General features: G+C 68.5%; 11 protein-coding genes. 6 read left to right on the top strand and 5 right to left on the bottom strand.

What is annotated here, in order from left to right:
• Positions 1-26 precede the first annotated feature (26 nt).
• The 4 genes from dpgD to dpgA are packed head-to-tail and all read right to left on the bottom strand — an operon-like array spanning position 27 to position 4,023.
• The gene (gene dpgD, locus LTT66_RS10460) at positions 27-836 is read right to left on the bottom strand and encodes an enoyl-CoA-hydratase DpgD (protein ID WP_233066307.1); all 810 of its coding nucleotides are present in this window, start codon (positions 834-836) and stop codon (positions 27-29) included.
• Positions 833-2,146 (bottom strand): (3,5-dihydroxyphenyl)acetyl-CoA 1,2-dioxygenase DpgC, encoded by a 1,314-nt coding sequence (gene dpgC / locus LTT66_RS10455; RefSeq protein WP_233066305.1) that lies wholly within the window; start codon positions 2,144-2,146, stop codon positions 833-835. Before dpgC ends, dpgD begins: the two co-directional genes overlap by 4 nt.
• Entirely contained in the window at positions 2,143-2,847 is a 705-nt protein-coding gene (gene dpgB / locus LTT66_RS10450) for an enoyl-CoA-hydratase DpgB (protein ID WP_233066304.1), read from the bottom strand. Before dpgB ends, dpgC begins: the two co-directional genes overlap by 4 nt.
• A gap of 33 nt (positions 2,848-2,880) precedes the next feature.
• Positions 2,881-4,023: a 3,5-dihydroxyphenylacetyl-CoA synthase DpgA gene (gene dpgA, locus LTT66_RS10445; protein ID WP_228820103.1), complete on the bottom strand. Its 1,143-nt coding sequence runs from the start codon at positions 4,021-4,023 to the stop codon at positions 2,881-2,883.
• A gap of 528 nt (positions 4,024-4,551) precedes the next feature.
• On the opposite strand from dpgA, the gene LTT66_RS10440 reads away from it, so the two are divergent.
• From LTT66_RS10440 to LTT66_RS10430, 3 genes are all read left to right on the top strand, one after another.
• Positions 4,552-5,001, top strand: coding sequence for a MarR family winged helix-turn-helix transcriptional regulator (locus tag LTT66_RS10440; RefSeq protein WP_233066302.1), 450 nt, complete (start codon positions 4,552-4,554; stop codon positions 4,999-5,001).
• Positions 5,002-5,124: 123 nt separating this feature from the next.
• The gene (locus tag LTT66_RS10435) at positions 5,125-6,348 is read left to right on the top strand and encodes an acyl-CoA dehydrogenase family protein (protein ID WP_233066300.1); all 1,224 of its coding nucleotides are present in this window, start codon (positions 5,125-5,127) and stop codon (positions 6,346-6,348) included.
• Positions 6,345-7,778, top strand: coding sequence for an LLM class flavin-dependent oxidoreductase (locus tag LTT66_RS10430; RefSeq protein ID WP_233066298.1), 1,434 nt, complete (start codon positions 6,345-6,347; stop codon positions 7,776-7,778). The genes LTT66_RS10435 and LTT66_RS10430 overlap by 4 nt, the downstream gene beginning before the upstream one ends.
• A 63-nt stretch (positions 7,779-7,841) precedes the next feature.
• Here LTT66_RS10430 and LTT66_RS10425 read toward each other — a convergent pair whose 3' ends face one another.
• Positions 7,842-8,324 carry a GAF domain-containing protein gene (locus LTT66_RS10425; protein WP_233066296.1) on the bottom strand — a complete coding sequence of 161 codons (483 nt, stop codon included), beginning with the start codon at positions 8,322-8,324 and terminating at the stop codon, positions 7,842-7,844.
• A 99-nt stretch (positions 8,325-8,423) separates the two neighbouring features.
• Here LTT66_RS10425 and LTT66_RS10420 point away from each other — a divergent pair, with 99 nt between their 5' ends.
• From LTT66_RS10420 to LTT66_RS10410, 3 genes are all read left to right on the top strand, one after another.
• Positions 8,424-9,815 carry a styrene monooxygenase/indole monooxygenase family protein gene (locus tag LTT66_RS10420; protein ID WP_233066294.1) on the top strand — a complete coding sequence of 464 codons (1,392 nt, stop codon included), beginning with the start codon at positions 8,424-8,426 and terminating at the stop codon, positions 9,813-9,815.
• 130 nt (positions 9,816-9,945) lie between these two features.
• A complete protein-coding gene (sfnG, locus tag LTT66_RS10415) occupies positions 9,946-11,061 on the top strand; it encodes a dimethylsulfone monooxygenase SfnG (protein ID WP_233066291.1) in 1,116 nt (371 codons plus the stop codon).
• Positions 11,061-12,278 carry an SfnB family sulfur acquisition oxidoreductase gene (locus LTT66_RS10410; protein ID WP_233066289.1) on the top strand — a complete coding sequence of 406 codons (1,218 nt, stop codon included), beginning with the start codon at positions 11,061-11,063 and terminating at the stop codon, positions 12,276-12,278. The genes sfnG and LTT66_RS10410 overlap by 1 nt, the downstream gene beginning before the upstream one ends.
• Positions 12,279-12,288: the final 10 nt, after the last annotated feature.

Here is a 12,288-nt window from a genome sequence, read left to right as displayed (position 1 = left end):
TTTCGTTTCTCGATAGGTGACGCGGCTCAGCGGCCGGTCCAGATCGGTGGTCTTTTCTCGGTGAACGCGCGTGGCCCTTCGCGGGCGTCGGCGGAGCCTGCGCGCAGGGTCTCCCAGTGGTATCGCGCGGTGAACGCTTCGGGCAGTGGCATGGTCAGGGCAGCGGACGCGGCCTCCTTGATGGCCCGTACCGACAGCGGCGCGCAGGCGAGGATGTCGGCGACCCAGGCATCGGTGCACGCGTCGAGGTCTCCGGCGGGAACCACTTCGTTGACGAGGCCGAGTTCGGCGGCGCGAGCCGCGGTCATCCGGCGACCGGTGAGCAGATGGCCCAGCGCGATCCGATAGGGCGCCTGCCGCGGCAACCGGAAAACTCCTCCCGCCCCCGGGATCAGGCCGAGTTTGGCCTCGGTGAGCCCGAACTCGGCGTTGTCGGCGGCGATCACGATGTCGCAGGCGAGAGCGAGTTCGAAACCGCCGCCGAGCGCGTATCCGGCCACTTTCGCGATCAGCGGCTTGGCGAAGCCGAACCGATCGGTGATCCGCGGGTGCCCGGGTTTGCCCGCGCTGCCGAACGTGGAGTATCCATCGCCGTGGGCGATGCGCTGGGACAGTTCCTTCAGGTCCTGGCCGACCGAGAAGGCGCGACCGCCGCGGCCGCTGAGCACGGCCACCCAGATTTCCTCGTCGCGTTCGATGTCGTCCCATACCTGCGCGAGTTCGGCGTGCATGCGCCCATTCATCGCGTTCAATACTTCCGGGCGATCGAGTTCGACAGTGGCGACGCGTCCATGCTTGCGGTAGACGACGGTGGCCGGCTCCGGCGGCGCGGTCACCGGCGCGCTCCCGCGCTGAACCGGCCCACCTTCGCCAGCACGTCCACGCCGTACAGCCGCAGCGCCTGGTGCAGGGCGAATTCGGCCAGGTAGGCGCGGAACGTGTCCTGCGGTTCCTCGGCGGTCACGAGCATGTGTTTGTTGGCGACCACCGCGTCGGCGGCGAGCCGCTCGGCAGCGCGGTCGATTTCGACGTCCATCGCGTCGGGTTCGACGACGCTGTCGAAGACATAACGCGCGTCGGGTTCGGTGGCGTGGATCCGCCTGCCCCACAGAATCACATCGCGCGACAGCCGGTACGTCGAGCCACGCCCGAGCCGGAGATTGCCCGCGCCGGGCACGATTCCTTCCTGCGCCGCCGGGAGACTGAAGTAGCTGTCGGCGGCGGCGATCACGCGGTCGAAGACGAGCAGCAGTTGGGCCCCGCCGCCGATCGCGAAGGTGTCCACCGCGGCGATCCACGGTTTCGTGTGCAGCCGCGGGGGCCAATCGCCGGAATCGTCGACCGTGGACAGGCCGCGCAGGATCTTGGCGAGGTATCCGGTCTCCCGGCCGAGCAGGAATTCGACGTAGGAGATCTTGCCCTGGTGCAGTTCGGTGAGGTTGATGCCCGCGCTGAACACCCGTTTGCCGCGGTAGCGCGGGTGGGTCATCTCGCCGCCGCGCACGACGCCGACCTCGGACCGCTGGTCGAGCAGTACCAGGTCGACCGCGGTCTCCATGTCGGCGACGTGCTGGTTGTCCTCGGCGTTGAGGCAGTGCGTGTTGGTGATCGTGATGGTCGCGGTGGGGCCGGAGCGGGTCAGCGTCGCCGCCGGTAGCGTGATCCGGCCGGTGCGCTCGAAGTCCGGCAGCAGTGCCCGCGCGCGACCGGTCGGCCTGCGCATCGCGTCGAGCAGATGATTGCCCGCGATCGGGTCGGAGAACACCGCGTGGAAGAAGATTCCCTGGTCGATCTCCCAGCCTTCCTTGTGCGCCTGCGCCGCCGCGGCGTCGGCGGCGAGCTGACCGGGCTCGGGGAGCAGGCCGGGGAACTCGGTGGTGACCGCGGCGGCGAGTTCGGTCAACCGTGGCGAAGCACGCAGGTTGTCGGTGGCGGCGAGGTACACGGCGGACAGATGTGTGCGCAAGAACGCCCGCCGGAGGGCTCGCAGGGTGTCGAGGGCTTGCGCGGCTCGTGCGGCCTGCGCGCCGTCGCGGTCCGCGACGGGGGCGAGTTCGGCCAGGACACGGCCGCATTCGGCGGCGGCGGCCTGAAGCGCGGCCCGGTCGTAGTCGAGGTCGCCGATGAACTGCGGCAGTGTGGTCACAGCGCGCTCCCGAGTCGCCGCAGTGCCCGGTCGGAGGCAGCCAGATGCGCGCCCAGCGCGTCTTCGAATCGGGTGACCGCCGCGTCCAGGACCAGACGCCTGCTGATGGCGATCTCCGTCCCGACGGTCGCCTCGAACAGGGCCAGACCTGCTTGCACCGCGCGGGTTTCGGCTTCGGCGTCGTCATCGATCGCCGCGTCCACCAAGCCGTGCTCCAGCGCTTGGGACGCCGACAGGCTGCGGCCCTGTATCGCGAATGTCCTGGCGAGCCCCGCACCGTGCTGGGCGACCAGTCGATGCAGCGCCATTGCCGGCCAGCTGCCTCCATCGGAGGTGGCGAATCCGAGAACCGACCCGGAACGCAGTATCCGGTAGTCGGCGACGAGCAGCAGTTCGGCCGCGGGACCGTAGGCGTCTCCGTCGATGGCGGCGACGATCGGCGCCGGCGCCTGTTCCAGCCGTCGCAAGGCGGCTTCCCACTTGCCGACGGTGCCGATATCCACGGCGCCCGGCCACGAGAAACTTTGTCCCGCTTCCGGACCGGAGATGTACAGGACGACACCGTGTGGCCGGTCGCGAGGGGCGTCCTCGGCGCGCAGGGCGATCGCCGTCACCGCGTCGATCAGCTCGGTAGACAGTGGTTGATCGGCCGGTATCACCGTGGCCAGGACGTTGGTGCCGGACCAGTTGGATGTAGTCATCGTTCCCCCTGTGTGTTGTTCGATCGATCTGAGTCAGAAGCGGAGCAGAGCGCTTTCGATCTGCGAACCCGGGCCCATCGTCATGAGGACGCCGTAGTCGCCGGGACGGACTCGGCCTTCGGTGAGCAGCCGCTGGTAGGAGAAGAGGAACGAGCCACTGGACAGGTTGCCGAAATCGCGCATCACCCCCGTGGTGTGGCGCAGGTCGTACGAGGTCAGGCCCAAGTTGATCTTGACCGCGTCGATGACCTTCTTGCCACCCGAGTGCACGGTCCAGTGCGCGATGTCCTTGCGCCGCAGACCGCTGCCGCGCAACAACTTGTCGATCACGATCTCCGCGTGCGCGCCGACCTCGTAGGGCACTTCCTTGTCGAGGTAGAAGCTGAACTTCCCCGCTTCCTCGTCCCAGTCGTAGCGCATCGCGCCGACCGCGTGCCGGATCATGTAGCTGCTGGTGGTCAACAACGTGGGCGTCAGGCTCGACCTCGACCGCTCATCGGGCCCGGGGCCGTCGCCCGCCTGTACTGCCAGCGCCGCCGCGCCGTCGCCGAAAAGGCTGTTCACCACGGCGGTGCGCATCGTTCCGTCGAAAACGTAAGCCGCTGAGCACGCCTCGGAGCAGACGAGCAGCGCGAGTTCGCCCGGATGGGCGGCGGCCCAGTTGGCCACGGCCGCGAGGCCGTTGAGCCCGGCGTTGCAGCCCATGCCGACGACGTCCAGCCGGGCGGTATCCGGATCCAGGCCCACCTCGTTGATCAGCAGCGCGCTGAATCCGGGGGTCAGGAATCCGGTGGTGGTGACGGCCACCAGATAGCGCACGTCGTGCAGGTCGCGGCCGATGTCGCGCAGGCACCGGCGCATCGCGTCGGCGCCGGTGCGCACGCCCTGGCTGCGGTGTTTCTCCAGGAGTTCGGCTTGCGTCTCGACGCGGAATTCGCCGTCGTCGCCACGTGGGGGCAGGGTCAGATGTCGTTGCTCGATGCCGCCGTTGAGGAAGACGCCACGGATCTTGGGGTCGGTGATCTTCAGCAGATCGATGAGTTCGCGCTGGCTGTAGCGATCCGGCGGGTTGGCGGTGGCCACTCCTAGCAACTTCGGTGCGGTGGCTGCCTGCGGGGGATGGATGCGTAGATTCGGCTCGAGTGCTTCGACCCGGGCGGTGCTCATGGTCGTCATGCTCAGTTCCTGTGCTGATTTGGAGGCGCGCGGTTGTGCGGCCGCGAAAGACCGATAAATGCGATGCTTTTCCGCCGCTCGTTCATTCGGAGCGACGGAGCCTGCCGATGGCAGTAAGTCGGACCTTGATTACCCGTGAATGCGCGGTACGCATTCATCGAGCAGGGCACGTCGAATAAATTGGTATGCCACCCCTCATTCCCCCCGAGAATCGATCTATGCGGCACAGTCGCACAGCGACTATGTGGTGCTTCCGGCTTCCGGTTCAGACCTGGAAGCGTCAGTTCGATCGATTTCGAACAGTACCCCTGCTCGATCGGGGGTGGCAACCCCAAAACGTTAGGGGGTCGGCCGCTGTGCATCGCTAGTTCTGTCAAAAATGCACGGGCACAACAGCTTTCGATCGTTGATCGGAGAGTTGAGATAGTCCGTAAACGTACTATTGGCCGAGCGTCAGTGGCCGGAAGCTGTACTGGTCAAACGACCGATCCGGACCGCCTTCCGATGTGGCCGTGGTCTAATCAGCGAATGGAGTCACTCACCTCGGCACCGGCGCCGCACGTCTTCGCGGCGACGCCGGGACACCTGATCAGGCTGCTCTACCAGCGGCACAACTCCATCTGGCATGCCACCGTGGGTGACTCGATCACGCCGATCCAGTTCGCCATTCTCAATGTCGTCTACACCGACGGGCCCTCGCCGCAGCACGAGATATCCGTCCGCGTCCGGACCGACACCTCGACAATGGCGCAGGCGGCCGCTTCACTGGAACGTAAGAACCTGATCAAGCGATCGGTCAACCCCGCCGACAAGCGGGAACGGCGGATCGCCCTCACCCGCACCGGACGCCGTGAGTACGCGCAGCTGCTCCCGAAAGCCGACGAGGTCCAGCGCGTCCTGTTCGAGGTTCTCGCCCCGGGCGATCACCCCGGCGCACTCGCTCTGCTGCAGAACCTCGCGGGGCTCCCACCGGACTGAGAGGGACGAACCGATCGGCATTGAGCGACCGGCCCGGTAGGACGACCGGAAGTTGCGGTCCTCATTTCGATCGCGCTGCGCGCAACCCGTGAGCCCCGGGCCGGGGTGCGCGATCGTGAGCTGATGACGACCACCGAGGCGAAATCCACTACCGACTCCGAACTGGATGCGATCTTCGGCCCGATCTTCGACCGGATCGCCCAGGGCGCCGTAGCGCGAGAGATCGATCGCTCCCTGCCGTACGACGAGGTCGGCCTGCTGCGCGCGGCGAAGTTCGGCGCGCTGCGCGTTCCGGTCGAGTTCGGCGGGTACGGCGTCACCGTCCGGCAGCTGTTCCGGTTGCTCATCGAACTCGCCGCGGCCGAGTCGAACCTGCCCCAGGCGTTGCGCGTGCACTTCTCGTTCGTCGAGGACCAGTTGCTGGCGGAGCGGGGGCCGGAGCGGGAGCGCTGGCTGCGCGCGGTGTCCGAGGGCACGCTGGTGGGCAACGCGATCACCGAGCCGGGCGTCGGCGCGGTGGACCGCTACCGCACCACGCTGACCGAGGACGGCGGCCGATGGCTGCTCAACGGCGTGAAGTACTACAGCACGGGGTCGCTGTACGCGGACTACATCCTGGCCGCGGCCGACCGCGACGGCGAGCGCGTCGGGGTGCTGGTGGACGCGAACGCCGAGGGGGTGCGCCAGCACGACGACTGGGACGGCTTCGGGCAGCGATTGACGGCCAGCGGCACCACGGAATTCACCGACGTGGTGGTGTCCGAGGATCGGATCCTCGGACCCGGATACGGCGCACCCGGCCCGACCTACGCGACCTCGTACCTGCAACTGGTCCAGCTGTCGGTGCTCGCGGGCATCGCCAAGCGCGCCGAGCGCGACGTCCGGGACTGGGTCGCGGCGCGCACCCGCGGCTACACCCACTCCGCGGCCGATCTGCCCCGGCGCGACCCGCTGGTGCAGCAGGTGATCGGGCGGCTGTCGGCGGCCGCGTTCGCCGCCGAAGCCAGTGTGCTCGCCGTCGCCGACGTGCTCGACCAAGTGCTGACGAGCGGCGCGCAAGACGAGAGCGCCTTGGTGGCGGCCGAACTCGCCGCGGCTCGCGCCCAGCTCGCGGTCATCGATCTGGTGCTGCCCGCCACGACGCTGCTGTTCGAAGTGGGCGGCGCTTCGGTGGTCTCCGAACAGTTGCGGTTGGATCGGCACTGGCGCAACGCCCGGACCATCTCGGTGCACAACCCGGCGATTCAGAAGGCGCGGGCGATCGGCGATCACCTGCTCAACGACACCGAACTGCCGTTCGCGTGGAGCGCGGGCGAACGCACACCGGCTGCCGGAGCCGCGCGGTGACCCGCCGGATCCGCTTCAACGCATTCGACATGAACTGTGTCGCCCATCAGTCACCCGGGCTGTGGCGGCATCCGGAGGACCAGTCGCATCGCTACAAGGAGCTGGGCTACTGGACCGAGCTGGCGAAGCTGCTGGAACGCGGCCGCTTCGACGGCATCTTCATCGCCGACGTCCTCGGCACCTATGACGTCTACGGCGGCAACGACATCGCCGCCCTGCGCCAGGGCGCGCAGATCCCGGTGGCCGACCCGCTGCTGCTGGTCTCCGCCATGGCCGCGGTCACCGAGCATCTCGGGTTCGGCATTACCACCGGCACCGGATTCGAGCACCCGTATCCGTTCGCGCGGCGGCTGTCGACGCTCGACCATCTCACCAACGGCAGGCTCGGCTGGAACGTGGTGACCGGATACCTGCCGTCGGCGGCGCGCAATTTCGGCGCGACCGACCAACTCGACCACGACGAGCGCTACAACCAGGCCGACGAGTACCTCGAGGTGCTGTACAAGCTGTGGGAAGGCTCGTGGGAGGACGACGCGGTGGTTCGCGACGCGGCCGTGGGCGTCTACGTGGACCCGGCCAAGGTGCACCATATCGGTCATCGCGGCACGCACTACACCGTGCCGGGCATCCACCTCTCGGAGCCGTCGCCGCAACGTACGCCGGTGATCTATCAGGCAGGGGCCTCGCCGCGCGGCGTACGGTTCGCGGCCGAGAACGCGGAGGCCATCTTCATCGCCGGTCCCTCGAAACGGGTCCTGGCGCAGACGGTTTCCCGGATCAGGGATGCGCTCGAAGCGGCGGGCCGCGCCCGTGACGCGGCGCGCGTCTACGCCCTCGCCACGATCATCACCGACGCGACCGACGAGGCGGCGCGGCGCAAGCACGAGGAGTACCTGTCCTACGCCAGTGTCGAGGGCGGCTTGGTGTTCATGTCCGGCTGGATGGGCATCGATCTGTCCCGCTACGACCTCGATGCCCCGATCGGTCAGGTGCAGAGCAACGCGATCCAGTCGGCGGTGGCGGCGTTCCAGGAATTCGACGACGACGGCAGGGCGTGGACGGTCCGCGATATCGGTAAGTGGGCAGGCATCGGCGGCATGGGCCCGGTGTTCGTCGGCTCCGGCGAGACGGTGGCCGACCTGCTCCAGGAATGGGCCGCCGAAACCGATCTGGACGGTTTCAACGTGGCGTACGCGATCACGCCGGGAACGTTCGAGGACATCGTCCGGCACGTCGTTCCGGTGTTGACCGCACGCGGCGCGTACGCCGAGGAGTACGTGCCCGGCACGCTGCGCAACGCACTGTTCGGCGCGGGTGACCGGTTGCCTCCGGAGCACCGCGGTGCGAGCTATCGGCTGGGCGGTACGGGATCGACCGCCTTGCCGGAGGCGATTTCGCGGCCCGGAGCGACGGCCGAGGCGCACTCGTAGCATCGTCGGGCGGCGTCGGAGCCCTCTTCGCCGACGCCGTCCGGTTTCCAGCGCGGCGAACGATCAGCTCGCGGCGAGGAATATTTCGGCTACCGCTTCCAAACCCGCGCGATCGACGTCGTCGAAGCGACCGGGGCGTGGACTGTCGAGGTCGAAGACCCCGACGAGCGCACCGTCGCGAACCAGCGGCACGACGATTTCCGAACGCGTGTCGGCATCACAGGCGATATGGCCGTCGAACGGGTGGACATCCGGCACGAGCTGAGTTTCCCCGGTCTGCGCGGCGGTACCGCACACGCCTTTTCCGAGCGCTATGCGCACACACGCCGGTTTGCCCTGGAAGGGGCCGACCACCAGTTCCCGTCCGTCGTAGAAATAGAAGCCCACCCAATTCACATCGGATAACGCGTGGAAGACCAACGCGGAGAGATTGGCGGCGTTGGCGATACGATCGGTTTCGCCCGTGACCAGCGCCCGCGCCTGCGCGGCGAGCTGTCGATACCGCTCGGTGCGGTCTCCGGTCAGATCGGCGACGACAAACGACATGGCCCGAATGGTACGCGCTGGGAATTCGCTGTCTGCCCATTGATTCTCGGTGATCGCAACGCTCTGCGCGCACCATGCGGCCATCGCATCATCCCCTGCATGACATCGCAGCAATCCGTACCCCGTTCCACTCGTTCGGCCGCGGTTATCGGCGCCGGACAGACCGGCGTCACTGCGGCGCTAGGACTTCTCGACGACGGTTTCGACGTCACCCTCTACAGCGAGCGCGATCAGCGCGCCTTGCGTGACGACGTGCCCGCCACCGGCACCGCGCTCGAATTCGGTGAGACCCAGCAGGCCGAGGCCGCTCTGGGCTTGGACAGCTACACCGCGCGTGCGCCCCGGCACAGCGGCCTGAGCGTGCGCATCGCGGGTCCGGGTCCCGACCGCGCCGAATTGATCCAATTCGACGGTCATTTCGACGGGTTCGTCGGCGTCGCGGTGGACACCCGGCTCAAGGCCGACGAGCGGCTCACCGCGTTCCTGGAGCGCGGCGGCCGGTTCGTGGTCGAGCAGGTGACGCCGGAGACGCTCGACGGCATCGCCGCCGCCAACGACCTCACCTTGGTCGCGACCGGTCGCGGTGGTCTGTCGGACCTGTTCCCCGTCGACGCGCAGCGCACCCCCTACGACGCGCCGCAGCGCTCGCTGCTCACCGTCACCGTGACCGGAATCGGCCACGACGAGAACGTTTTCGCCCATCGCAGCGTCGCGGGCGGCGCGCACAGCGGCTTCTCCATCCTGGCCGATCAGGGCGAAGGGTGGTGGGGGCCGTACCTGCACAAGGACGCGGGGCCGAGCTGGGCGTTCCTCGGTTGGGCGCGTCCCGGCAGCGACTGGGAGAAGCGTTTCACCGCCGCGGATTCCGCCGAGTCGGCGCACCGGATCGTGCAGGACCTCTACCGCGACTACATCGACTGGGATCTGCCGGAGGTGCTGGCCACGCAGACCATCCCCGAGGACCCGCACTCGTGGTTGAAAGGCGCGGTGCGTCCGGTCGTGCGCTCCGGTGTCGGGCGCACCGCGGGCGGGCACGTGGTCGCCGCGCTCGGTGACACCGCCATCGCCTACGACCCGATCGCGGGGCAGGGCGCGCAGAGCGGCCTGATCCAGGCTCAGCGGCTGGTCGCGGCGGCCGCCGTGCACGACGGACCGTTCGACGAGGCGTGGATCGCACGCCAGTACGCGGCGTTCCTGGCCGCGCGCGGCGACGCGGCCAACAAGGTGACCAGGCTGTTCCTCAGCGATCCCGAGCTGGGCGAGATCGGCAACGCCTTCTTCGCCGCGGCGGCCGTGGAACCGGCGTTCGCCTCGGCGCTGGTGGGCCTGCTGCATCGCCCGCAGCCGTTCCTGCCGGTGGATTCGCCGGAAGCGGCAGGCGAGTTCATCACCCGGGTCACCGGCGAGGACGCCGCCGCGCTGCTGGGCCGGTTCGCGCCGGCGGGCACGTTCACCAGGTCGAGCTACTCGCCTGCCCTCGCCGACGCCTGATCCGAATCGCACAGATTCAAAACCTCGTCCCGACCGGGAGCCGGTGTTGGAGTGGAAGGAGCGCCGGACGCATTCGCGGCGTCCGGCCTCCGATCCGACAGCTACCCCCCCCGAAAACCATGGAGCAGCTATGACCACGGAGCAGATCGCCGAGCAGATCCGATTCGCCTACTGGGTGCCCAACGTCAGCGGGGGACTGGTCACCAGCGAGATCGAACAGCGCACCAGCTGGGATTTCGAGTACAACAAGAAGCTCGCGCAGACCGCAGAGAACAACGGTTTCGACTACGCGCTCTCGCAGGTGCGCTACACCGCCTCCTACGGCGCGGAGTACCAGCACGAATCGACCTCGTTCAGCCTCGCGCTGCTCGGCGCCACCGAACGGCTGAAGGTCATCGCGGCCGTGCATCCCGGGCTGTGGCACCCGGCCGTGCTGGCCAAGTTCGGCGCCACCGCCGACCACCTGTCGGGCGGCCGGTTCGCCATCAACGTCGTCTCCGGCTGGTTCGCCGGTGAATTCACCGCCCTCGGGGAGCCGTGGCTCGAGCACGACGAGCGCTACCGGCGCAGCGCGGAATTCCTCGAGGTGATCCGCAAGATCTGGACCGAGGACAACGTCGACTACGGCGGCGACTTCTACCGCATCAGGGACTTCACCCTGAAGCCGAAGCCGCTGAACACACCGGAGCGCCCGAATCCCGAACTCTTCCAAGGCGGTAACTCGACCGCCGCCCGGCGCAACGGCGGGCGCTACGCCGACTGGTACTTCTCCAACGGCAAGGACTTCGACGGCGTCACCGAGCAGCTCGACGACCTGCGCGCCGTCGCCCGCGCCCACGACCGGGAAGTGAAATTCGGGCTCAACGGCTTCATCATCGCCCGCGACACCGAGACCGAAGCCCGCGACACCCTGCGGGAGATCATCGAAAAGGCGAACAAGCCCGCGGTCGAGGGCTTCCGCGACGCGGTGCAGCAGGCCGGCGCGTCCACCAAGGACCGCAAGGGCATGTGGGCCGACTCCACGTTCGAAGACCTGGTGCAGTACAACGATGGTTTCCGCACCCAGCTGATCGGCACGCCGGAGCAGGTGGCCGAGCGGATCGTCGCCTACAAGCGGCTCGGCGTCGACCTGATCCTCGGCGGCTTCCTGCACTTCCAGGAGGAGATCGAGTACTTCGGCGCGAAGGTGCTCCCGCTGGTGCGTGAGCTGGAAGCCGCGCAGCGGCCTGTCGCGGCGGTGAACTGATGACCGCGGTCGCCGCCGATCGCGTGCTCTCGGCGGCACAGGCGTTCGCGGTCGCGCAGCGGCTCGCGGCGGAATTCGCGCCGGGGGCCGCGCGGCGCGACCGGGATCGCGCGCTGCCGTACGCGGAGGTCGATCGGCTGGCGGCCAGCGGTCTGCTCGCGATCACCGTGCCCGCGGCCTACGGTGGCGCGGATCTGCCACCGAGCGCGGTCGCGGAAGTGACGCGAATCCTCGCCACGGCCGACCCCAACATCGCGCAGATCCCGCACAGCCACTTCGTCTATGTGAACCTGCTCCGGCTCGCGGGTACGGCGCGGCAGCGCAGGCGCTACTTCGGGCGGGTGCTCGACGGTGGGCGCATCGCCAACGCGCAATCCGAGCGCGGCGGCGCGACCATCGCCGACATCTCCACCACGTTGCGACCGGTCGGCGAGCGATTCCGCGTGGACGGCGTGAAGTACTACTGCACCGGATCGCTGTTCGCCGACCTGTTCGCGGTGCTGACCAGGCTGGACGATCCGGCGGGCGACAGTGGCCTCCAGCCCGGCGAGTACATCGCCTACCTGCCCGCGAACACGCCCGGCGTGCGCGTGGCGGACGACTGGAACGGGCTCGGGCAGCGCACCACCGGCAGCGGAACGGTGTCCTTCGAGGAGGCGCTGGTCGACGGCGACCAGGTGATTCCCCGCTCCGGCGCGGTGCGCGCGCCTACCGGTTACGGCGCGTTCGCGCAGCTGCTGCACGCCGCCATCGACACCGGCATCGCCCGCGGCGCTCTCAGCGCGGCCACGGATTTCGTGCGCACCAAGAGTCGTCCGTGGTTCGAGGCCGGGGTGACGAACGCGGTGGACGACCCGCTGCTGATCCAGCGTTTCGGTGAGTTGTCGGTCGCGGTCACCGCCGCGGAGGCGACCCTCTCGTCGGCCGGATGGGCGGTGGACGCGGCCACCAGGACCGATCCGAGCGCCGACAGCGCCGCCCAGGCGTCGCTGGCCGTGGCGACCGCCAAAGTGCTGGCCGACCGCGCCGCCAACGACGTGTCCGCCGCGCTTTTCGAGGTCGGCGGAACGCGCAGCGCCGCCGCGGATCTGAACCTGCACCACTTCTGGCGCAACGCGCGCACGCACACCCTGCACGACCCGGTGCGCTGGAAATACCAGCACATCGGCCGGGCCCTGCTGCACGACGCCGCACCGCCGCTGCACGGTGTGATCTGAAAAGGAGAGA

Origin of the sequence: Nocardia gipuzkoensis, from assembly GCF_021183645.1 — a bacterium.
Classification (GTDB): domain Bacteria; phylum Actinomycetota; class Actinomycetes; order Mycobacteriales; family Mycobacteriaceae; genus Nocardia; species Nocardia abscessus.
The sequence above is the reverse complement of the archived record's forward strand: the minus strand, read 5'-3'. Positions and strand labels throughout refer to the sequence as shown.

Coding starts and splice junctions, on each gene's coding strand:
- dpgB (WP_233066304.1), bottom strand. CDS start 2,847: ATGACTACATCCAACTGGTCCGGCACCAACGTCCTGGCCACGGTGATA.
- dpgA (WP_228820103.1), bottom strand. CDS start 4,023: ATGACGACCATGAGCACCGCCCGGGTCGAAGCACTCGAGCCGAATCTA.
- LTT66_RS10440 (WP_233066302.1), top strand. CDS start 4,552: ATGGAGTCACTCACCTCGGCACCGGCGCCGCACGTCTTCGCGGCGACG.
- LTT66_RS10435 (WP_233066300.1), top strand. CDS start 5,125: ATGACGACCACCGAGGCGAAATCCACTACCGACTCCGAACTGGATGCG.
- LTT66_RS10425 (WP_233066296.1), bottom strand. CDS start 8,324: ATGTCGTTTGTCGTCGCCGATCTGACCGGAGACCGCACCGAGCGGTAT.
- LTT66_RS10420 (WP_233066294.1), top strand. CDS start 8,424: ATGACATCGCAGCAATCCGTACCCCGTTCCACTCGTTCGGCCGCGGTT.
- sfnG (WP_233066291.1), top strand. CDS start 9,946: ATGACCACGGAGCAGATCGCCGAGCAGATCCGATTCGCCTACTGGGTG.
- LTT66_RS10410 (WP_233066289.1), top strand. CDS start 11,061: ATGACCGCGGTCGCCGCCGATCGCGTGCTCTCGGCGGCACAGGCGTTC.